Source organism: Streptococcus sp. 27098_8_74 (genome assembly GCF_041431705.1).
Lineage (GTDB): Bacteria > Bacillota > Bacilli > Lactobacillales > Streptococcaceae > Streptococcus > Streptococcus salivarius_E.
Genome location: NZ_JAPVYF010000004.1, coordinates 21,474 through 43,115, shown reverse-complemented (window position 1 = coordinate 43,115; position 21,642 = coordinate 21,474). Strand labels below are relative to the sequence as shown.

At 39.7% G+C, this 21,642-nt stretch carries 20 protein-coding genes; 19 read left to right on the top strand and 1 reads right to left on the bottom strand.

The window, feature by feature from the left end; genetic code table 11:
• Positions 1-30: 30 nt before the first annotated feature.
• The 7 genes from O3670_RS02350 to O3670_RS02320 all read left to right on the top strand — a co-directional run bounded on the left by O3670_RS02350 (position 31) and on the right by O3670_RS02320 (position 6,782).
• Positions 31-648, top strand: a complete 618-nt coding sequence (locus tag O3670_RS02350; protein ID WP_037604153.1) for a PepSY domain-containing protein — start codon at positions 31-33, stop codon at positions 646-648.
• 132 nt (positions 649-780) lie between these two features.
• Entirely contained in the window at positions 781-984 is a 204-nt protein-coding gene (locus O3670_RS02345) for a hypothetical protein (RefSeq protein ID WP_037604154.1), read from the top strand.
• Between the two features lie 454 nt (positions 985-1,438).
• Entirely contained in the window at positions 1,439-1,717 is a 279-nt protein-coding gene (locus O3670_RS02340; protein WP_142246463.1) for a hypothetical protein, read from the top strand.
• Between the two features lie 396 nt (positions 1,718-2,113).
• A complete protein-coding gene (locus O3670_RS02335) occupies positions 2,114-2,692 on the top strand; it encodes a flavin reductase family protein (protein ID WP_037604157.1) in 579 nt (192 codons plus the stop codon).
• Positions 2,679-3,248 carry a GNAT family N-acetyltransferase gene (locus tag O3670_RS02330; RefSeq protein WP_037604158.1) on the top strand — a complete coding sequence of 190 codons (570 nt, stop codon included), beginning with the start codon at positions 2,679-2,681 and terminating at the stop codon, positions 3,246-3,248. Before O3670_RS02335 ends, O3670_RS02330 begins: the two co-directional genes overlap by 14 nt.
• Positions 3,241-4,137 carry a hypothetical protein gene (locus tag O3670_RS02325; RefSeq protein WP_037604159.1) on the top strand — a complete coding sequence of 299 codons (897 nt, stop codon included), beginning with the start codon at positions 3,241-3,243 and terminating at the stop codon, positions 4,135-4,137. Before O3670_RS02330 ends, O3670_RS02325 begins: the two co-directional genes overlap by 8 nt.
• Positions 4,134-6,782 carry a valine--tRNA ligase gene (locus O3670_RS02320; protein ID WP_371595748.1) on the top strand — a complete coding sequence of 883 codons (2,649 nt, stop codon included), beginning with the start codon at positions 4,134-4,136 and terminating at the stop codon, positions 6,780-6,782. The genes O3670_RS02325 and O3670_RS02320 overlap by 4 nt, the downstream gene beginning before the upstream one ends.
• A 189-nt stretch (positions 6,783-6,971) precedes the next feature.
• Here O3670_RS02320 and O3670_RS02315 read toward each other — a convergent pair whose 3' ends face one another.
• A complete protein-coding gene (locus O3670_RS02315; RefSeq protein ID WP_037601949.1) occupies positions 6,972-8,147 on the bottom strand; it encodes a peptidoglycan bridge formation glycyltransferase FemA/FemB family protein in 1,176 nt (391 codons plus the stop codon).
• An 870-nt stretch (positions 8,148-9,017) separates the two neighbouring features.
• Here O3670_RS02315 and O3670_RS02310 point away from each other — a divergent pair.
• From O3670_RS02310 to tkt, 12 genes are all read left to right on the top strand, one after another.
• A complete protein-coding gene (locus O3670_RS02310) occupies positions 9,018-9,215 on the top strand; it encodes a F0F1 ATP synthase subunit C (RefSeq protein ID WP_022496075.1) in 198 nt (65 codons plus the stop codon).
• Between the two features lie 33 nt (positions 9,216-9,248).
• Entirely contained in the window at positions 9,249-9,956 is a 708-nt protein-coding gene (atpB, locus tag O3670_RS02305) for a F0F1 ATP synthase subunit A (protein ID WP_049545804.1), read from the top strand.
• 20 nt (positions 9,957-9,976) lie between these two features.
• Positions 9,977-10,474 (top strand): F0F1 ATP synthase subunit B, encoded by a 498-nt coding sequence (gene atpF, locus O3670_RS02300; protein WP_002886161.1) that lies wholly within the window; start codon positions 9,977-9,979, stop codon positions 10,472-10,474.
• Positions 10,474-11,010, top strand: coding sequence for a F0F1 ATP synthase subunit delta (locus O3670_RS02295; protein WP_049545803.1), 537 nt, complete (start codon positions 10,474-10,476; stop codon positions 11,008-11,010). Before atpF ends, O3670_RS02295 begins: the two co-directional genes overlap by 1 nt.
• A 15-nt stretch (positions 11,011-11,025) precedes the next feature.
• Complete coding sequence (atpA, locus tag O3670_RS02290) at positions 11,026-12,531, top strand: F0F1 ATP synthase subunit alpha (protein WP_195968922.1); 1,506 nt, start codon at positions 11,026-11,028, stop codon at positions 12,529-12,531.
• Positions 12,532-12,549: 18 nt separating this feature from the next.
• Positions 12,550-13,428 (top strand): F0F1 ATP synthase subunit gamma, encoded by an 879-nt coding sequence (locus O3670_RS02285; protein ID WP_002886026.1) that lies wholly within the window; start codon positions 12,550-12,552, stop codon positions 13,426-13,428.
• 77 nt (positions 13,429-13,505) lie between these two features.
• Entirely contained in the window at positions 13,506-14,912 is a 1,407-nt protein-coding gene (gene atpD, locus O3670_RS02280) for a F0F1 ATP synthase subunit beta (protein WP_002885994.1), read from the top strand.
• Positions 14,913-14,924: 12 nt separating this feature from the next.
• The gene (locus O3670_RS02275) at positions 14,925-15,341 is read left to right on the top strand and encodes a F0F1 ATP synthase subunit epsilon (RefSeq protein ID WP_002890211.1); all 417 of its coding nucleotides are present in this window, start codon (positions 14,925-14,927) and stop codon (positions 15,339-15,341) included.
• Between the two features lie 258 nt (positions 15,342-15,599).
• Positions 15,600-16,880 carry a cell division peptidoglycan polymerase FtsW gene (gene ftsW / locus O3670_RS02270; RefSeq protein ID WP_037599630.1) on the top strand — a complete coding sequence of 427 codons (1,281 nt, stop codon included), beginning with the start codon at positions 15,600-15,602 and terminating at the stop codon, positions 16,878-16,880.
• A 236-nt stretch (positions 16,881-17,116) separates the two neighbouring features.
• Positions 17,117-18,313 (top strand): elongation factor Tu, encoded by a 1,197-nt coding sequence (gene tuf, locus O3670_RS02265; RefSeq protein ID WP_002890213.1) that lies wholly within the window; start codon positions 17,117-17,119, stop codon positions 18,311-18,313.
• 253 nt (positions 18,314-18,566) lie between these two features.
• On the top strand, positions 18,567-19,325 hold the full coding sequence (gene tpiA, locus O3670_RS02260) for a triose-phosphate isomerase (RefSeq protein ID WP_002890214.1): 759 nt from the start codon (positions 18,567-18,569) through the stop codon (positions 19,323-19,325).
• Between the two features lie 262 nt (positions 19,326-19,587).
• Positions 19,588-21,573 carry a transketolase gene (tkt, locus tag O3670_RS02255; RefSeq protein ID WP_155123810.1) on the top strand — a complete coding sequence of 662 codons (1,986 nt, stop codon included), beginning with the start codon at positions 19,588-19,590 and terminating at the stop codon, positions 21,571-21,573.
• Positions 21,574-21,642 lie beyond the last annotated feature (69 nt).

The window sequence follows — 21,642 nt, the reverse complement described above, 5'->3', positions numbered from 1 at the left end:
TAGTATTAGATTAAAATAGCGGAGAATTTTATGCGAAAAATGAAAAAGCTAGTGAGCTATCTGCTTCTGCTCGCTATCCCAGTTGCCATCGCTGCAGGTCTGTTTATCTTTAACGGTTCAGGTTACCGTTTGTCAGAAAAAGATGCAGCAGACATTGCTTACAAAAATGCAGGTGTCAAAACTTCTGAGATCTCTCAATCAACAGTTTCAAAAGCACGTTCTGGGCTTCACGGAAGTTATGAGATTAGTTTCACAACGTCAGACAACCATTTTGAGTATACGATTGACGGTCAGTCGGGATCTATTTTGAAACATAAGAGTGACCATCCAACATCTAAGGATGAGGATGATACTCAAAAAAGTGAAGAGCCTAAAGACGAGACTCAACCTAGCGAAAACAAGGAAGAGACAGCAGTATCTAAAGAAGCTGCGCAAACGACAGCTCTTAACCATGCTGGCCTAGCTGAAGGTTCTGTGACCAACTTGAAAACGGACTTGAAGACTGAAGGAGACGGTAAAGTCTACAATATCAGCTTTGATTATGCTGCTAGCGGTCTACGTTATAAATACGCGGTAAATGCTGATTCAGGAGCTATCGTAGCCTATACGACTGAGTATCTGACAGGGGCTGCGACTCCTGCTCAGTAGGTCGCAGATAGAGTGAAAGCTCTCCTTATTATTAAGGAAAATCCTTGCAATTTCTCTGAAATGGTGTAAACTTAAAGTGAAAACGGTAACAGTAGCTGTAAAAGTTGCCGTAGAATCAAGGAGGCTTTGACCATGAAAGAATTCCAAGCATTTAAAGACACGCTTAGCAATAAGGCTCTCAAAGCCATTTACGAAGAAAGTAAATTGGAAGTCCAAGACGAAACAACTGAAGGTACAGAAGCCTTCTCACTAGCTTTGGCGACCCAAATGGCTATCAATCTACTCGAAAGCTATGAAAAATGGCTAAAAGAAGAAAGAGCTAAGGGAGATAAATAAGATGAAATCCTTGTCGAAAGACAGGGATTTTTCTAATGGAAAATAAAGTTATCTAGAATGTAGATGATCTGTCTTGAAATATCTATAATGCCATCATTCATGTACTCAAAATAAAATAAATGCTTTTACTTATGATAAATGAGCCATTTCTTGTGGAAAAGGTCACGATTTTAGCCGATGTTTTGTTACAATGGTTTCAGCAAGTTCCTTAAGAGAGGAGTAGAAAGATGATTTTCTTGGTGGTTAGGATAATTACTATGATGTTTGGGGGTATAGTTACTTACCTGCTATTGTGTTATTTTATTAGTCATACACAGTCCGAACATGTTTTAATAAGAGCACATCAAAGACGAGTTGCAGCTGGGAAAAGGCTCAAAGATGTTTGTGGGCTTGAATTAAAAGTTCATAAAGAACATTTTCAGAAGGATTTTGAAGGAAAGTGATGGTGAACTTCATGGAGTTAATTAAATCATTTCTTGTGGCGCCCTATTTTCTTGGGATGATTCTTGGTGGTGTGTTTTTAGGGATTTATGTGTTGATAGATAAGATTATTAAGAATCCGATAAAAGATATCAATTATTATAAAAAGTTTGTAGAATCTTACAAAGAAGAAGCAGATTTTTATAAAATGTCCTCCGAAGAGTATAAAACGATGGCAATAACTTACCGTAAGAGATATTTGGAAAGCCAAGCAAAGTTAGAACTTGTCATGAAAGGTAATAGTAGCCATTGAAAATTGTGAGGAAAAGTAGGACAGAGGACCTACTTTCAAATTCAAAAATCAATAAGATTTCCATCACAATTTCATTTGTCTTGGTCTTAAAATTGTGATAAAATAAGACCATTCAGAGGTGCTTTGAAGCCCATTTGTCACAGGAAGCGGTGGTACTGAGAAATCCGCACAAATGTCAAAGCTGGTTGCTGATGGTCAAATTGAATCAAGAAAGCTGTGAGTGGTTGTCACTCAAAATTGGGTGGTACCGCGGATACACATTCGTCCCTGTCATAGTTATGGCAGGGATTTTCTATAGCTTTTAAAGAACTAAGACCGAAGGTCACAGGTGGATTTAGAGATATCGATGCAGACGGAGCGCAAGCGAGGTCTACGTTCCTATCAGAGGAGGGTGACATGAAGCAATCTTTTGAGACCAGTAAATTGTACTATGGTTTTCCCATTTTTATCTTGGGTTACCAGGACCAGACACATGGCTATAATGTGACGACTTGTAGTTCTTCCTATAGTCTAGGAGATTGGCTCGTCATCGGGGTTGGTAGTGAGGAAAATGCGGCAGACCAGATTAAGCATTATCAGAAGTTCACAGTGAATATTCCTGATGAGAGTTTAATGCTTGAGATGGAGCAGGCTGGTTTTATTAGTCATCGTGAAAAGATTGCTAAATTCGGCTTAGATTTCCAACCTTCTAAACTGACACAAGCACCTATACTGGATGCTTGCCCAGTCGTATTGGATTGCCAGGTAGACAGAATTATTGAGGAAGATGGTATCTGTCATATCTTTGCTAAGATTCTAGACCGTCTGGCTGAATCTGATTTGTTGGATGACAGGGGACATTTTAAAAATGACCGCTTTGCACCGACTTACTTTATGGGAGATGGTTATAAACGTGTCTATCGCTATCTAGATGACCGAGTCGACCCCATGGGAAGCTTCATCAAGAAAGCGAGGAAGAGGGATGAAAAGAGCTGAGTTGCCAGAACGAATCGAAACGGAGCGACTCGTCTTACGAAATCGTACATTGGCGGATGCAGAGGCAATTTTTGACTTTGCCAGTCGTCCAGAAGTCTCCTACCCAGCTGGTTTTCCACCCGTCAAGACCTTGGAAGATGAAATCTATTACCTAGAACATATCCTTCCCGAGCGCAATCAAAAAGAAAATCTTCCAGCAGGCTATGGGATTGTGGTCAAAGGGACTGATAAGATTATCGGCTCTGTTGATTTCAACCATCGCCACGAAGACGATGTGCTTGAGATTGGCTATACCTTGCATCCAGATTATTGGGGCCGAGGTTATGTACCAGAAGCAGCGCATGCTTTGATTGATTTAGCTTTTAAAGAACTGGTGCTTCATAAGATAGAATTGTCTTGCTTTGGCTACAATATCCAAAGTCAACGAGTTGCGAAAAAATTAGGATTTACCCTTGAAGCTCGCATAAGAGACCGCAAGGATACCCAAGGCAACCGCTGTGATGATTTGAGATATGGCTTGCTGAAGAGTGAGTGGGAGAGTTTAAGTAATGTTTAGTGGTCATTCAATCGTTACTATTAATAATTATGATTTAATTCAGGTTTCTGATATTAAAAATTATTCTGCAAATTTCAATCCACACTTATATTTTATTTTAGGTATACCTAGATGGTATTTTAAAAAAGTTAGGAGTTGTTTTTTTGATAGGACAAAAGTAAAATATACAGTTATAAGTGAAGATGGAACTGAGTATTCTAATACTTTCCGACTTACGGATAAAAAGGGCAACTTGCTTAAAATTAATAAACTTGAAATTTCAAGAGATTCGCTTTTTTTAACTATAAATGGAACAGAAAAATATTCTGCAACAAATATTATGTTAAATAATAAAAATTTTATACCAGCTTTTAAGATACTATATATAGGGCAAGCAAAAGGTAATGATTTTAATAGATTTGCTCAAGATAGATTGAAAAGTCATTCTACTCTTCAAAATATCTTATCGCAGATAATTGACTCTAGAATCATATATGATATTAAAGTACTTCTGTTATCAACAAGTGAAGTTAAAGTTGCTACTACTATGGATTCCGGTAAGTTTGCTACAATATCTGCGGAAGAAATATTAGATTTTCCTGATGAATCTAGTCACATAAATCTAGTTGAAGCAAAATTAATTAATTATTTTAAACCTGAATTTAACGAAAAATTCAAAAATTGGTATGTTCCTGAGGAGCATCACAAGTCCTATGATGATTATTATAAAAAGAAATTTAATTCTATGGTAATCACTTTTGAAAATTTATTGCCATGTTCTTTCTATACAGATCATGTTAAACATTTTACAGTACCGTTTGAAATTATAGACTATTCGATAATTGGGAGTGAAAATTTTTTTGAATCTGTGATAGAACAGTATATTAATTCGAAGGAGAAACAAAAATGAAACAACTTTCACCTAAATACAATCCAGCCGAGGTTGAGGCTGGTCGTTACCAAAAATGGCTTGATGAGGATGTTTTCAAGCCTTCTGGCGATAAAAAGGCTAAGCCTTATTCAATCGTTATTCCACCACCAAACGTAACTGGTAAACTTCACCTTGGTCACGCTTGGGATACTACTTTGCAAGATATTATCATCCGTCAAAAACGTATGCAAGGTTTTGATACGCTTTGGCTTCCTGGTATGGACCACGCAGGGATTGCGACTCAAGCTAAAGTAGAGGCGCGTTTGGCTGAAGATGGCATCTCTCGTTATGACCTGGGTCGTGAAAAATTCCTTGATAAAGTCTGGGAATGGAAAGATGAGTATGCTTCAACTATCAAGCAACAATGGGGTAAGATGGGGCTCTCTGTAGACTATTCTCGTGAGCGTTTCACCCTTGATGAAGGTCTTTCAAAAGCCGTTCGTAAGGTTTTCGTAGAGCTTTACAGAAAAGGCTGGATCTACCGTGGTGAATTTATCATCAACTGGGATCCAAAAGCTCGTACAGCCCTTTCTGATATCGAGGTTATTCACAAGGATGTGGAAGGTGCCTTCTACCACATGAACTACATGTTGGAAGACGGTTCACGTGCCCTTGAAGTGGCAACAACACGTCCTGAAACTATGTTTGGGGATACTGCCGTAGCGGTTAACCCAAACGATGACCGTTATAAAGACTTGATTGGTCAAAATGTTATCTTGCCTATCTTGAACAAGCCAATCCCAATCGTTGGGGACGAACACGCAGACCCTGAATTCGGTACTGGTGTGGTTAAAATCACTCCTGCTCACGACCCTAATGACTTCTTGGTTGGTCAACGTCATAACTTACCACAAGTCAACGTTATGAACGATGATGGTACCATGAATGAATTGGCTGGTGAATTCAACGGTATGGACCGCTTTGAAGCACGTAAGGCTGTTGTTAAGAAATTGGAAGAAATCGGTGCCCTTGTCGAAATTGAAAAAATGACTCACTCAGTTGGTCACTCAGAACGTACAGGTGTGCCTGTTGAGCCACGTTTGTCTACACAATGGTTTGTTAAGATGGACCAATTGGCGAAAAATGCTATCGCAAACCAAGACACAGACGACAAGGTAGAATTCTACCCACCTCGTTTCAACGACACCTTCCTTCAATGGATGGAAAATGTCCACGACTGGGTGATTTCTCGTCAGCTCTGGTGGGGTCACCAAATCCCTGCTTGGTACAATGCTGAGGGTGAAATGTACGTCGGTGAAGAAGCACCAGAAGGCGACGGATGGAAACAGGATGAAGACGTCTTGGACACTTGGTTCAGTTCTGCCCTCTGGCCATTCTCAACTATGGGCTGGCCTGATGTGGAAGCAGAAGACTTCAAACGTTACTTCCCAACTTCAACCTTGGTTACAGGTTACGACATCATCTTCTTCTGGGTGTCTCGTATGATCTTCCAATCATTGGAATTCACAGGACGCCAACCATTTAAGAACGTCTTGATCCACGGTTTGATTCGTGACGAGCAAGGACGTAAGATGTCTAAGTCACTCGGTAACGGGATTGACCCAATGGATGTTATCGAGAAATATGGTGCTGATGCTCTCCGTTGGTTCCTTTCAAACGGTTCTGCACCAGGTCAAGACGTGCGTTTCTCTTACGAAAAAATGGATGCTTCTTGGAACTTCATTAACAAGATCTGGAACATCTCTCGTTACATTCTCATGAACAATGAAGGTTTGACCTTGGATGTAGCACGTGAAAATGTAGCTAAAGTGGCTGCTGGTCAAGCAGGTAATGTCACAGACCGTTGGATTCTCCACAACCTCAATGAAACCATTGGAAAAGTTACTGAGAACTTTGACAAGTTCGAATTTGGTGTGGCTGGTCACATCCTCTACAACTTCATCTGGGATGAGTTTGCGGACTGGTATGTTGAGTTGACTAAGGAAGTGCTTTACAGCGATAACGAAGACGAAAAAGTTATCACTCGTTCGGTTCTTCTTTACACCTTGGATCAAATCTTGCGTCTCCTTCACCCAATCATGCCATTCGTAACTGAAGAAATCTACGGCCAAATCTCTGAAGGAACGATCGTGACTGCTGAATACCCAGTGGTTCGTCCAGAGTTTGAAAATGAAGAAGCTGCAGCTGGTGTTGAAGCTCTTAAAGATGTGATTCGTTCAGTCCGTAACTCACGTGCAGAAGTGAACGTAGCGCCAAGTAAACCAATCACTATCTTAATCAAGACAAGCGACAGCAAGCTCGATGCTTTCTTTAATGATAATGTCAACTACATCAAACGCTTCACAAACCCAGAACACTTGGAAATTGCAGCAGATGTAGAAGTTCCTGACTTGGTTATGTCAAGTATCATCACAGGCGCAGAAATCTACTTACCACTCGCTGATCTTCTTAATGTCGAAGAAGAATTGGCTCGCCTTGAAAAAGAATTAGCCAAATGGCAAAAAGAACTCGACATGGTTGGTAAGAAACTTAGCAACGAACGCTTCGTAGCCAATGCCAAACCAGAAGTCGTTCAAAAAGAACGCGACAAACAAGAAGATTACCAAGCTAAATACGATGCGACAGTAGTGCGTATTGAAGAAATGAAGAAATTGGTGAAATAAACAAAGAAGCACGGCGGAATGCCGTGTTTTTTAAGCTCTTTGTCAACTGTGGTGCTTCACAAAAAAAATTCTGGTGATGTGTCGTGATTTAAATATAACAAAAAAGTCATCATATGATGACTTTTTCAGTGGCTCTAACAAAAGCCTGCGTTTATTTCAAGCAATGAATAGTAAACAGTATTTTTTAAACTAAGAACGTCTAAGAAGCTTTTTAAGTCCTTGAATAAGTTTGTATTTTAAAGGTTGTGGGTAATAGCGGAAGGTTCCCATCTTACGAACAATATAACCGTTAAAGTTTTGTTTAAATCGTAGAACTCCATCAGAGCCGTCAAACACACCTGTGATTCCAAGGAAATTATAACTCATAATATTTCTTCTTAAAGTGCAATTCATGGCATGATACTGAATTAAGAAAGCAGCAGAGAATTTTTGAAATTCTGTGTAGGAACCTCCAAAGAGATATGTGGCCTGATCTTTCGTATATAGTATTAAAGCACAGGCAAGAAGTATCTTCTCTGTATTAATTTGTTGTTTGAGCTCTGAAATGATCTGTTTTTGTTTATTCAATTTTTGAGCTTGTTGATCATACTGTTTGCTCTTAGGGTTCAGTGAGGTAAGTTTACTATTTATGTGATCTAAGCTTTTTTCAAAATCTAACTCTGCTACCAAGAAATCAGCGTTATCACCAAATGCATCATATAGTTCTGTATAATAATCTAAACTTTTATCTTCAAATCCTTGCCTTCTTCCGGTTTCTTCTATAATCTTTTTGAATTCTGGAATTTCTTCTTTATTTATTTTGCGAACAATAACATTATAGTCGAGAGCAGTTTTGATGTTTCTGACGCTATTTTTGTTAAATGATTTTAATAAAGATGTTTCATCAAAGCCCTCAAGATTTTTCAAATAATGCCAAGTTGGTTCTCCTTCAGGATAGCCTACCTGTAAACCATCAAATTTGTAGCCAAGATCTGTTAGTGTAGAAATTAATTCTGTTTTCTCAGGTTCAATAGGCTTTCCATCAATTTCAAATGTCTGATAAATGTCGTCTGGCTTTACAACCAATTCTAGAGCTCCCTGTTTCTTAGCAAAAAGTTGTAATTCATGATAAAAACTCTTTAAATCGGATTCATTTGTATACAATGGACCACTATTAATTTCTATTCTGACTCCTCCAGTCAAATGCTTCATGAAAGCAATAGCAGCAACAGTAGTTTCATTATTACTTTTCCAACCTAAAAATTTAGTCTCGAATCCTCTTTTTCTTAGGAGATTAGACATTGATACTGTTTGCATGAACGAATGTTCTTTACATTTTTCTATGAAAGATGTAAACTCATCCTCTTTCAAAATTGTAAGACTCATTTTATTTCCTTTCGATTACAAGTAAAATAGTTATATAAGTTATTATAACAAAAATAAATCCAGATGCTTCAAACTATCTATATTTCAAAGTGACTATAGTCAGAGAATGCTAAAGTCTAGTAATCTTACATTAATATAAAACTAGGTACAGTGAGGTTCTAGATTCTATCGTTGATAACGAAAGGAAGATAGCATCGGGTCATGTGTTTTGTATGATAGAAGAAGATTTAGGACAAAAGAAGTTGTTAAATTGGACGAGTTACCGTTTTGTACACGTCATTTTATGAAAAATACAAAGTCTCTATGAGGTGATATTATTATTCCTGGACTATGAAATAAAGGTTGGGTAAGTCGTTTAACATCTGATAATGTTAGTGTTTGTTTTATCCAAGGAGAGTAGCCACGTCGATGGTAATTATTGATAAAGTAAACATTTGATATGGAGAGATACTAATATTAAAAAGTGTCGGAGTAGTATTTTCTACTTTTGGAGTCAGTAGGACTTTCTAAAGAGAAAGTGGAGCAAAAACGCTCCCCTTCAGCTTTCTTTAAGGAACTCAAGTTATACTATAGTTATCCTAATAAGTATTACTGAACGTCGTTCGGTAGCGCTCACATGTTCTGGTTTTAAGTCAGACAGTGTATCTTTCTTTTTTCATAAATCTCCCAAACAAGTCTAACCATAATAGGTTAGGCTTGTTTTTATGAAATAAGAAGAAAGTTTTTCATTAAAAGTAAACGCTTACGCAAATAAAATGAAAACGTTAGGCAAAGTCAGTGAAAACGTCCAAAAAACCGTCAATTCATTGACTTTCGTGGAAAATAGGACTAAAATAGCAGGGTAAAAATAATTAAAAGGAGAATTCTACTATGAATTTAACTATCTTAGCCCTCGGTTTGGCCGTTATGGGTGTATCTATTGGTGAGGGTATCCTCGTTGCTAATATCGCTAAATCTGCAGCTCGCCAACCTGAGATGTTTAGCAAACTTCAAACATTGATGTTTACTGGTGTTGCCTTCATCGAAGGTACCTTCTTCGTATTGTTTGCCCTTAGCTACATTGTCTAATAGACAAATAAAAAGATGAAGGAGGGATGAGCAGTGGAAGCTACAAGTAATCCAACCGTCTCATTATTTGGGATTGATTTTGACTTGACGATCCTTGCCATGTCTCTCTTGACAGTAATTATCGTTTTTGGAGTGGTTTTTTGGTCAAGTCGTAAGATGACCATTAAACCAAAGGGAAAACAAAATGTACTCGAGTTCATCTATGAATTTGTGAATAACACCATTTCTCAAAATCTTGGAAAATTCACAAAAAATTATAGTTTGCTCTTGTTTGTAATTTTCACCTTTGTGTTTACAGCAAACAACTTAGGTCTGCTTGTATCTGTAAAAAGTGAGCATTACAATTTTTGGTCTTCTCCAACATCGAATTTCGGTGTTACTATCACTCTTTCTTTGATTATTACCCTCATTAGTCATATTGAGGGGATTCGTAAAAAAGGGTTTAAAGGCTATCTCAAAGGCTACCTTTCACCATACCCAGCTATGCTCCCAATGAACATCTTGGAACAACTCACTAACCCTGCTTCATTGGCCTTACGTTTGTTTGGTAACATTTATTCTGGTGAGGTACTAACTGGCTTGATTCTTCAATTGGTGACATGGTCTGCTTTTGCAGCACCTGTATCCTTTGCTCTGAACCTTGTCTGGGTTGCCTTTTCAGCTTTTATTGGGTTCATTCAAGCCTATGTCTTTATTATCCTAAGTTCTAACTACATTGGTGATAAAGTCAACGAAGAATAATTAAGAAAGGGAGAAATAAAATGTCATTACTGATTAATAGTACGACACTTGGTAATATCATTATTACGCTCGGCTCTGTTTTTCTCTTGTATTACCTCATTCGTAAATTCGCATGGGATCAAATTACAGGAATCTTTGCTGCTCGTGAAAAGAAAATTGCCACAGATATTGATAGTGCTGAAAATGCTCGTCAAGAAGCAGAAAGCTTGGCACAAAAACGTCAAGATGAGTTAGCTGGTGCTCGCACAGAAGCAGCTCAAATTATTGATGGGGCCAAGGAAACTGGTAAAACTCAAGAATCAAAAATCATTGCAGAAGCACATGATGAAGCTAAACGCTTGAAAGAGAAAGCAAATCAAGATATCGCTCAAAGCCGTGTGGAAGCACTTGCTGGCGTTAAAGGTGAGGTTGCTGACTTGACTGTCCTTTTGGCAGAAAAAGTCATGAAACAAAACCTTGATGCCAAAGCGCAATCTGACTTGATTGATAGCTATCTTGATCAATTAGGAGATGCTTAATGGATAAGAAAACACAAGCTCTTGTTGAGCAGTATGCCAGAAGTCTGGTAGAAGTCGCTTTTGAACAAGACGCCGTGTCAACAATCCAAGAAGAAGTAAGGCAAATCCTAACAGTTTTTGCTGAAACAAATCTAAAAACCTTCTTGTCTCAAGAAAATGTGACAAGTGAGGCTAAAAAAGAAAGTCTGAGCTTGATTCAAGAGTCTTGTTCAGTATACATGAACAATTTTCTTGAGGTGATTTCACTCAATGACCGCGCTAACATTCTTTATGATGTCTTGAAATTGGTCCTTGAGCTCTTTGATCAAGAAGACAACACTTACGATGTCACTGTGACATCAGCAAGTCCCTTGTCTGAAGAACAAAAAACTAGACTTTTGGCGATAGTTTCACAAAAATTTGAGATTAAGACACGTCGTTTAGTAGAAAAAATTGATGAGGACCTCATTGGAGGATTCGTCATCAAAGCAAAGAATAAGGTTGTTGACACGTCAATTCGCAGTCAATTGCAAACCTTTAAAACGAATTTGAAATAGAAAGTGGTGTGACTTTTGGCAATTAACGCACAAGAAATTAGCGCTTTAATTAAAAAGCAAATTGAAAACTTCCAGCCAAACTTTGACGTCACTGAAACTGGTGTCGTTACCTATATCGGTGACGGTATCGCACGTGCTCGTGGTCTTGATAATGCTATGAGTGGTGAGTTGCTCGAATTTGAAAATGGTGCCTATGGTATGGCCCAAAACCTTGAAACTAATGATGTCGGTATCATTATCTTGGGGGATTTCGTAGCAATTCGTGAAGGCGATATTGTTAAACGTACTGGAAAAATCATGGAAGTTCCAGTTGGTGAAGCCCTTATTGGTCGTGTAGTAAACCCACTTGGGCAACCAGTTGATGGTCTTGGTGACATCGAAACAACAGGTTTCCGTCCAGTTGAAACACCTGCTCCAGGTGTTATGCAACGTAAATCAGTTTCTGAGCCATTGCAAACTGGTCTTAAGGCTATTGATGCCTTGGTTCCAATTGGACGTGGTCAACGTGAATTGATCATCGGAGACCGCCAAACTGGTAAAACTTCAGTAGCCATTGATGCTATCTTGAACCAAAAAGGTCAAGATATGATCTGTATCTATGTGGCTATTGGTCAAAAAGAATCAACAGTTCGTACACAAGTAGAAACTCTCCGTAAACACGGTGCTCTTGATTACACAATTGTTGTGACTGCCTCTGCATCACAACCATCACCATTGCTTTACATTGCGCCTTATGCGGGTGTTGCAATGGCTGAAGAGTTCATGTATAACGGAAAACACGTTTTGATTGTTTATGATGATTTGTCTAAACAAGCCGTGGCCTACCGTGAACTTTCATTGCTTCTCCGTCGTCCACCAGGTCGTGAAGCCTACCCAGGGGATGTCTTCTATCTCCACTCACGTCTTTTGGAACGTTCAGCTAAAGTTTCAGATGATCTTGGTGGTGGTTCTATTACCGCCTTGCCAATCATCCAAACGCAAGCCGGAGATATCTCAGCATACATCGCAACAAACGTTATTTCAATCACAGATGGACAAATCTTCTTGCAAGAAAACTTGTTTAACTCAGGTATTCGTCCAGCCATTGATGCGGGTTCTTCTGTATCACGTGTAGGTGGATCAGCGCAAATTAAAGCGATGAAGAAGGTTGCTGGTACACTTCGTCTTGACTTGGCTTCATATCGTGAACTTGAAGCCTTTACGCAATTTGGTTCAGATTTGGATGCTGCGACTCAAGCGAAATTGAACCGTGGTCGTCGTACAATCGAAGTTTTGAAACAACCACTTCATAAACCACTTCCGGTTGAGAAACAAGTTGTTATCCTTTACGCTTTGACACACGGTTTCTTGGATAGTGTTCCGGTTGATCAAATCTTGGATTTTGAAGATGCACTCTATGACTACTTTGATAGTCACCATGAGGATATCTTTGAAACTATTCGTACAACTAAGGATCTTCCTGAGGAATCTGTACTTAATGAAGCTATCCAAGCTTTCAAAGATCAGTCAGAATATAAATAGAAATAGGGAGGACAGCATATGGCAGGCTCTCTAAGAGAAATCCAAGCAAAAATTGCTTCAACAAAGAAAACGAGTCAAATTACAGGAGCCATGCAAATGGTTTCTGCCTCAAAATTGACACGTTCTGAGCAAGCTGCTAAAGATTTCCAAATCTATGCCTCAAAAATTAGACAGATCACAACAGATCTTCTACATTCAGAATTGATTAATGGTTCGTCAAATCCAATGTTGGACGCACGCCCAGTTCGTAAGACGGGTTACATTGTCATTACTTCAGATAAAGGACTTGTTGGAGGTTATAACTCAACAATTCTTAAAGCTGTGTTGGACATGATTAAACGTGACCATGATTCTGAAGATGAATATGCTATCATTTCTATTGGTGGAACAGGTTCAGATTTCTTCAAGGCTCGTAACATGAATGTTGCTTTTGAACTTCGTGGCCTTGAAGATCAACCTAGTTTTGAACAAGTCGGAAAAATCATTTCTAAAGCAGTAGGAATGTATCAAAATGAACTCTTTGATGAACTCTATGTGTGCTACAACCACCATGTCAACAGTTTGTCTAGTGAAGTTCGTGTGGAACAAATGCTTCCTATCGCTGATTTGGATCCCAATGAATCAGAAGGTCATGTGTTGACCAAGTTTGAATTGGAACCAGATCGTGACACTATTTTGGATCAACTCTTGCCACAATATGCGGAGAGTCTTATCTACGGTGCTATCGTAGATGCCAAAACAGCTGAACACGCAGCTGGTATGACTGCAATGCAGACAGCCACTGATAATGCTAAGAATGTGATTAACGATTTGACAATCCAATATAACCGTGCGCGTCAAGCTGCCATCACTCAGGAAATTACTGAAATCGTTGGTGGTGCAAGTGCACTTGAATAGCTAGAGATTTGTCTTAATTAGACACACATGAAAAAAAGGATGATTGTCATCCAGAAAACTATCATAAGGAGAAAACAATGAGCTCAGGCAAAATTGCTCAGGTTGTTGGTCCTGTTGTAGACGTAGCGTTTGCAGCTGGTGATAAACTTCCTGAGATTAACAATGCATTGGTCGTTTATACTGATGAACAAAAGTCTAAACGTATCGTGCTCGAAGTAGCTCTTGAACTTGGAGAAGGTGTGGTTCGTACCATTGCCATGGAATCTACTGATGGATTGACTCGTGGACTAGAAGTTCTGGACACTGGTCGTCCAATCAGCGTTCCTGTTGGTAAAGATACCCTTGGACGTGTCTTTAACGTTCTTGGTGATACCATTGACTTGGAAGCACCTTTTGCAGACGATGCAGAGCGTGAACCAATTCACAAAAAAGCACCAACTTTCGATGAATTGTCAACATCTACTGAAATCCTTGAAACAGGGATTAAAGTTATCGACTTGCTAGCCCCTTACCTTAAAGGTGGTAAAGTCGGACTCTTCGGTGGTGCCGGTGTTGGTAAAACCGTTCTTATTCAAGAGTTGATTCACAACATTGCCCAAGAGCACGGTGGTATTTCCGTGTTTACAGGTGTTGGTGAACGTACACGTGAAGGTAATGACCTTTACTGGGAAATGAAAGAATCTGGCGTTATTGAGAAAACAGCCATGGTCTTCGGTCAAATGAACGAACCACCTGGAGCACGTATGCGTGTTGCTCTTACTGGTTTGACAATTGCGGAATACTTCCGTGATGTCGAAGGTCAAGACGTGCTTCTCTTCATCGATAACATCTTCCGTTTCACTCAAGCAGGTTCTGAGGTTTCTGCCCTTCTTGGTCGTATGCCATCAGCCGTTGGTTACCAACCTACACTTGCTACTGAAATGGGTCAATTGCAAGAACGTATCACATCAACTAAAAAAGGTTCTGTTACATCAATCCAAGCCATCTACGTTCCAGCCGATGACTATACTGACCCAGCGCCAGCTACAGCATTTGCTCACTTGGATTCAACAACCAACCTTGAACGTAAGTTGACACAAATGGGTATTTACCCAGCCGTTGACCCATTGGCATCAAGCTCACGTGCCCTTTCACCTGAAATTGTTGGTGAAGAACACTATGCTGTTGCGACTGAAGTTCAACGTGTGCTTCAACGTTACCGTGAATTGCAAGATATTATCGCTATCCTTGGTATGGATGAATTGTCAGACGAAGAAAAAACATTGGTTGGACGTGCTCGTCGTATCCAATTCTTCTTGTCACAAAACTTTAACGTTGCTGAACAGTTTACAGGTCAACCAGGTTCTTATGTTCCAGTTGCTGAGACCGTTCGTAGCTTTAAAGAAATCCTTGAAGGTAAATATGACAATCTTCCAGAAGATGCCTTCCGTAGCGTAGGTCCAATTGAGGATGTAGTAGCTAAAGCTAAAGCTATGGGCTACTAATGAGGTGAAGATATGGCACAAATGACCGTACAAGTGGTAACTCCGGATGGTCTGAAATATGACCACCATGCCAGCTTTATCCACGCGGTTACTAAAGATGGTCAAATTGGTATCTTGCCAGGCCATATTAACTTGATTGCGCCACTTGAAGTGGATGAACTCAAGGTTCGTCGTGTGGATGACGAGAGTCACGTCGATTGGATTGCCGTAAACGGTGGTATCATCGAAGTTAAAGATGATTTTATTACTATCGTTGCCGATTCAGCAGAACGTGAACGCGACATTGACGTTTCTCGTGCCGAACGTGCCAAGCAACGTGCCGAACGTGACTTGGAAGAAGCAACTAAATCTGACCGTATTGATGAAGTTCAACGTGCTCAGGTTGCTCTCCGTCGAGCACTTAATCGTATCAGTGTCGGTACAAAATAAGACAAAAAAAACGAGACTTTGGTCCCGTTTTTTATTTGTCGTAAAAGAAAACATGAGAAGTAGCAAAGTTATCAAAGAAAGCTCATTGTAAAACCTATCTGAAGGTAAGATAAAAAATCAAATTTCCAGTCCTGAAAACGGTTAATTTAGCTTTTACTTTAGTTTAAGGTATCAAAGTGTTATAATATAAGCTGTTAGCTTTATATTTTAAGAGAAAATGTAGAGTAACGTAATAGAAAGTATGAGTTTTTTAAAGATATGAAAATTGAAAAGAAGCATCTTTTAGATTACACCATCTTAATACCTTATTTAATCTTATCCATAGTTGGTTTAATAGTAGTGTATTCAACAACAAGTGCTCGTTTAGTAGCCTTGGGAGCCAATCCCTTCGCATCTGTTATAAACCAAGGAGCCTTTTGGTTGGTATCCTTGTTCTCTATTTTTTTCATCTACCGACTGAAATTGAACTTTCTCAGGAAAGATAAGCTTTTGGGTGTTGTTATTGCCTTTGAGATTTTACTTTTGGTCATTGCCAAATTTTTTACTAGGGAAATTAATGGTGCCAATGGTTGGATTGTGCTTGGTCCCTTGTCTTTCCAACCAGCTGAGTACCTTAAGATCATTGTTGTCTGGTTTTTGGCACACACTTTTTCAAAAAAACAGTCTGCTATAGAACGTTATGACTACCAAGCCTTGACGAAGAATAGATGGATTCCTAGGAATGGTAAGGAACTTAATGACTGGCGTGTTTATTTGCTTGTAATGATTGGTTTGGTTGCTATCCAACCTGACTTGGGTAATGCGGCTATCATTGTATTGACTACGGTAGTTATGTTTTCAATTTCTGGTGTTGGCTACCGTTGGTTCACGGCCTTATTTGCCGGCATTGTAGGGATTTCATCAGCCTTCCTTGGTTTAATTGCCTTGGTTGGGGTTCAAACCATGGCTAAGGTACCTATCTTCGGTTATGTTGCCAAGCGTTTCGCAGCATATTTTAATCCGTTCAAGGATTTGACTGGATCTGGTCTCCAGCTATCTCATTCTTACTATGCTATGAGTAATGGGGGCTGGTTCGGTCTTGGACTTGGAAATTCGATTGAAAAAACTGGTTATCTCCCAGAAGCTACAACAGACTTTGTGTTTTCAATTGCAATTGAAGAGTTAGGTCTTATCGGAGCTGGCTTGATCCTGGCCCTCCTCTTTTTCCTCATTCTTCGTATTATGATTGTGGGAGTCAAGGCACGAAATCCTTTTAACTCTATGATGGCATTGGGTGTAGGTGCCTTAATGCTAATGCAGGTCTTCGTTAACATCGGAGGAATCTCAGGGCTGATTCCATCAACAGGGGTTACCTTCCCCTTCCTTTCGCAAGGAGGTAACTCTCTTTTAGTGACTTCAGTTGGGATAGCCTTTGTCTTGAACATCGCTGCTAATGAAAAGCGTGATAATATTGTTCAAGCGATTGAGGATGAGTTATCTCAGACTCAAGAATTGGAAAATCAAGATGAAAAAATTGTACCTTTAAGAAGAAGTCGGTAATACGGCTTCTTTTTTCGTTAGATGGTGTTAGGCAGTAGTATGAAGATAGTGAAAGCTAATAGGAGCAGTAGAAATAGAATTATTGAAAGGAATATTTGTAATTACTCTAAAGAAAAACTGAAAACTATATAAAATACTTGCAATTCTATGACATTTTGATAGAATAGTAGAGTAAAGTTAGACTGTATTGCCTACTGTCTATCTATAAAATATATTTTATTGGAGGCTTTTCCTAAATGGCAAAAGAAAAATACGATCGTAGTAAACCACACGTTAACATTGGTACAATCGGACACGTTGACCACGGTAAAACTACTTTGACAGCTGCTATCACAACTGTATTGGCTCGTCGTCTTCCTAGCGCAGTTAACACACCAAAAGACTACGCTTCAATCGACGCTGCTCCAGAAGAACGTGAACGCGGTATCACAATCAACACTGCACACGTTGAGTATGAAACTGAAAAACGTCACTACGCTCACATCGACGCGCCAGGACACGCGGACTACGTTAAAAACATGATCACTGGTGCCGCTCAAATGGACGGTGCGATCCTTGTAGTAGCATCTACTGACGGACCAATGCCACAAACTCGTGAGCACATCCTTCTTTCACGTCAGGTTGGTGTTAAACACCTTATCGTCTTCATGAACAAAGTTGACTTGGTTGACGATGAAGAATTGCTTGAATTGGTTGAAATGGAAATCCGTGACCTTCTTTCAGAATACGATTTCCCAGGTGATGACATTCCAGTTATCCAAGGTTCAGCTCTTAAAGCTCTTGAAGGTGATTCTAAATACGAAGACATCATCATGGACTTGATGAACACTGTTGACGAATACATTCCAGAACCAGAACGTGACACTGACAAACCATTGTTGCTTCCAGTCGAAGACGTATTCTCAATCACTGGTCGTGGTACTGTTGCTTCAGGACGTATCGACCGTGGTGTTGTTCGTGTCAATGACGAAGTTGAAATCGTTGGTCTTAAAGAAGAAATCCAAAAAGCAGTTGTTACTGGTGTTGAAATGTTCCGTAAACAACTTGACGAAGGTATTGCCGGAGATAACGTCGGTGTCCTTCTTCGTGGTATCCAACGTGATGAAATCGAACGTGGTCAAGTATTGGCTGCACCTGGTTCAATCAACCCACACACTAAATTCAAAGGTGAAGTTTACATCCTTTCTAAAGAAGAAGGTGGACGTCACACTCCATTCTTCAACAACTACCGTCCACAGTTCTACTTCCGTACAACTGACGTAACAGGTTCAATCGAACTTCCTGCAGGTACTGAAATGGTTATGCCTGGTGATAACGTGACTATCGACGTTGAGTTGATCCACCCAATCGCCGTTGAACAAGGTACAACATTCTCTATCCGTGAAGGTGGACGTACTGTTGGTTCAGGTATCGTATCTGAAATCGAAGCTTAATTAATATTAAGTTCCCAATACAATTATTCGTCAGACAATAATTGAGAGAGTCGAGTTTACTCGGCTCTTTTTGGTGTTTGAAAATGTTTGTATTCTATACTTTTAAACTGTTTAAGGTCCTTAAGCTAAGTTTTGATAGTGATAAATAGACATAAAGCAGATCGAGTTTTCGGAATTTTCCTAAAATCCTAGTAATAGTAAGGGATTTGTGATAAAATAAACGAGTAAATAAATAAAAGAAGAGGTATGTGAAATGTCACGTAAACCATTTATCGCTGGTAACTGGAAAATGAACAAAAATCCAGAAGAAGCAAAAGCATTCGTTGAAGCTGTAGCATCAAAACTTCCTTCATCAGATCTTGTTGAAGCTGGTATCGCAGCTCCTGCAGTTGACTTGACAGCTGTACTTGCCGCTGCTAAAGGTTCAAACCTTAAAGTTGCTGCACAAAACACTTACTTTGAAAATGCTGGTGCCTTCACTGGTGAAACTAGCCCACAAGTTTTGAAAGAAATCGGTACTGACTACGTTGTTATCGGTCACTCAGAACGTCGTGACTACTTCCACGAAACTGATGAAGACATTAACAAAAAAGCAAAAGCAATCTTTGCTAACGGTATGCTTCCAATCATCTGTTGTGGTGAATCACTTGAAACTTACGAAGCTGGTAAAGCAGCAGAATTCGTAGGTGCTCAAGTTTCAGCTGCTCTTGCTGGATTGACTGCAGAACAAGTAGCTTCAACAGTAATCGCATACGAACCAATCTGGGCTATCGGTACTGGTAAATCAGCTTCACAAGACGACGCACAAAAAATGTGTAAAGTTGTTCGTGACGTTGTAGCTGCTGACTTTGGTCAAGAAGTTGCTGACAAAGTACGTGTTCAATACGGTGGATCAGTTAAACCTGAAAACGTTGCTGAATACATGGCTTGTCCAGACGTTGACGGAGCTCTTGTAGGTGGTGCATCACTTGAAGCTGAAAGCTTCTTGGCATTGCTTGACTTCGTTAAATAATTTTACATAAAGTCGGGGTTTCCCTCGGCTTTTTTGTTTTTTGATGAATAGATTTAATAATTGCTTGGGATAAGACAAATGCTATTGGTTTGTAAAAACGAACGCTTTAGGTCCTGTATTTTATAGGTTTAGGGTTTCACAAATAGAATTGGATTGCCCAAAGAGATAGATAATATGCTATAATTAAAATAGTATAACTAGAGCTCAGACGCTAATAGTCTGTATGCTCCGCATTTTTTTCCAAAAAAGGAGAGTTAGAATCATGACTTTTGATGCAATTGACCAAATGGCGGTCAGCACTATTCGTTCGCTTTCGATCGAGGCAATTCAAGCCGCGAATTCTGGGCACCCAGGTCTTCCTATGGGTGCAGCGCCAATGGCTTATGTGCTTTGGAACCATGTGATGAATGTTAATCCAAAGACTAGCCGTAACTGGACAAACCGTGACCGTTTTGTTCTTTCTGCTGGTCATGGTTCTGCCTTGCTTTATAGTCTATTGCACCTTTCTGGCTATGATGTAACAATGGATGACTTGAAGAATTTCCGTCAATGGGGCTCTAAGACTCCAGGTCATCCTGAAGTTAACCATACTGATGGTGTTGAAGCAACATCAGGTCCTCTTGGTCAAGGGATTGCTAATGCTGTAGGTATGGCAATGGCTGAAGCACACTTGGCAGCTAAATTTAACAAACCTGGTTTTGATATTGTTGACCATTATACTTATGCCCTCCATGGCGATGGTTGTTTGATGGAAGGTGTTTCTCAAGAAGCTGCCAGTCTTGCTGGTCACCTTAAACTTGGTAAGTTGGTGCTTCTTTACGATTCAAATGATATCTCACTTGATGGACCAACTTCAATGGCTTTCACAGAAGATGTTAAGGCTAAGTTTGAAGCTTATGGTTGGCAACACATTCTTGTCAAAGATGGTAATGATTTGGAAGCTATTGCTAAAGCCATCGAAGAAGCTAAGGCTGAGACAGATAAACCATCTATCATTGAAGTTAAGACAATCATTGGTTATGGAGCTGAAGGACAAGGAACATCAGCTGTCCACGGTGCTCCAATCGGTCAAGATGGCATTGATCACGCAAAAGGTGTTTACGGTTATGATGCACCGGCATTTACAGTTCCAGATGAAGTTGCTCGTCGTTTTGAAGTTGGTATTAAATTCCGTGGTGAAGCTGCTGAAAATGCTTGGCAAACTAAATTTGCAGAATATGAAACTGCTTACCCAGAATTGGCTGCTGAATACAAGGCTGCCTTTGCAAATGAACCTGTACACGTTGACTTGAATGCTCATGAATTGGGTTCAGCAGTTGCTAGCCGTGTATCAAGCCAACAAGCTATCCAACAGATTTCTGAACAAGTTCCTTCATTCTGGGGTGGTTCAGCAGACCTTTCAGCTTCTAACAATACTATGGTTAAGGCTGAGTCTGATTTCCAAGCAGACAACTATGCTGGACGTAATATTTGGTTTGGTGTGCGTGAGTTTGCTATGGCTGCAGCGATGAATGGTATTGCTCTTCATGGTGGTACTCGTGTTTATGGTGGTACCTTCTTCGTCTTCTCAAACTATTTGCTTCCAGCAGTACGTATGGCAGCTCTTCAAAACTTGCCAGTAACTTATGTTATGACACATGACTCAGTAGCAGTTGGTGAAGATGGACCTACTCACGAACCAATCGAACAATTGGCAAGTGTGCGTTCAATGCCTAACCTTAACGTTATCCGTCCTGCAGATGGTAATGAAACTAATGCTGCATGGAAACGTGCCTTGGCTGAGACTGAACGTCCAACAATGCTAGTCTTGACACGTCAAAACTTGCCAGTCCTTGATGGTACTGCTGAAAATGCTGAAACTGGTGTCAATAAAGGAGCTTACATCATCTCAGAAGCAAACGGTGATCTTGATGGTATCATCATTGCAACTGGTTCTGAAGTGAAATTGGCACTTGATACGCAGGCTGCTCTTGAAGCTGAAGGTGTGCATGTTCGTGTTGTTTCAATGCCATCACAAAATCTCTTTGATGAACAAGATGCTGCATATAAAGAAGAAGTCCTTCCAGCAGCTGTGACAAAACGTTTGGCTATCGAAGCTGGAACTAGCTTTGGTTGGGGTAAATATGTTGGTCTTGCAGGTAAAACACTTACTATTGATACTTGGGGTGCTTCAGCACCTGGTGACCGTATCTTTAAAGAATACGGATTCACTGTTGAAAATGCAAGTCAACTTTACAAATCATTGTAAGAAAAGAAAGAGCTTGGCTAGTCCAAGTTCTTTTTTGTAAATTTCGTACAGAACTTGACTTTTTAGGGC

Coding starts and splice junctions, on each gene's coding strand:
- O3670_RS02350 (WP_037604153.1), top strand. CDS start 31: ATGCGAAAAATGAAAAAGCTAGTGAGCTATCTGCTTCTGCTCGCTATC.
- O3670_RS02345 (WP_037604154.1), top strand. CDS start 781: ATGAAAGAATTCCAAGCATTTAAAGACACGCTTAGCAATAAGGCTCTC.
- O3670_RS02340 (WP_142246463.1), top strand. CDS start 1,439: ATGGAGTTAATTAAATCATTTCTTGTGGCGCCCTATTTTCTTGGGATG.
- O3670_RS02335 (WP_037604157.1), top strand. CDS start 2,114: ATGAAGCAATCTTTTGAGACCAGTAAATTGTACTATGGTTTTCCCATT.
- O3670_RS02330 (WP_037604158.1), top strand. CDS start 2,679: ATGAAAAGAGCTGAGTTGCCAGAACGAATCGAAACGGAGCGACTCGTC.
- O3670_RS02325 (WP_037604159.1), top strand. CDS start 3,241: ATGTTTAGTGGTCATTCAATCGTTACTATTAATAATTATGATTTAATT.
- O3670_RS02320 (WP_371595748.1), top strand. CDS start 4,134: ATGAAACAACTTTCACCTAAATACAATCCAGCCGAGGTTGAGGCTGGT.
- O3670_RS02315 (WP_037601949.1), bottom strand. CDS start 8,147: ATGAGTCTTACAATTTTGAAAGAGGATGAGTTTACATCTTTCATAGAA.
- O3670_RS02310 (WP_022496075.1), top strand. CDS start 9,018: ATGAATTTAACTATCTTAGCCCTCGGTTTGGCCGTTATGGGTGTATCT.
- atpF (WP_002886161.1), top strand. CDS start 9,977: ATGTCATTACTGATTAATAGTACGACACTTGGTAATATCATTATTACG.
- O3670_RS02295 (WP_049545803.1), top strand. CDS start 10,474: ATGGATAAGAAAACACAAGCTCTTGTTGAGCAGTATGCCAGAAGTCTG.
- O3670_RS02285 (WP_002886026.1), top strand. CDS start 12,550: ATGGCAGGCTCTCTAAGAGAAATCCAAGCAAAAATTGCTTCAACAAAG.
- atpD (WP_002885994.1), top strand. CDS start 13,506: ATGAGCTCAGGCAAAATTGCTCAGGTTGTTGGTCCTGTTGTAGACGTA.
- O3670_RS02275 (WP_002890211.1), top strand. CDS start 14,925: ATGGCACAAATGACCGTACAAGTGGTAACTCCGGATGGTCTGAAATAT.
- ftsW (WP_037599630.1), top strand. CDS start 15,600: ATGAAAATTGAAAAGAAGCATCTTTTAGATTACACCATCTTAATACCT.
- tuf (WP_002890213.1), top strand. CDS start 17,117: ATGGCAAAAGAAAAATACGATCGTAGTAAACCACACGTTAACATTGGT.
- tpiA (WP_002890214.1), top strand. CDS start 18,567: ATGTCACGTAAACCATTTATCGCTGGTAACTGGAAAATGAACAAAAAT.
- tkt (WP_155123810.1), top strand. CDS start 19,588: ATGACTTTTGATGCAATTGACCAAATGGCGGTCAGCACTATTCGTTCG.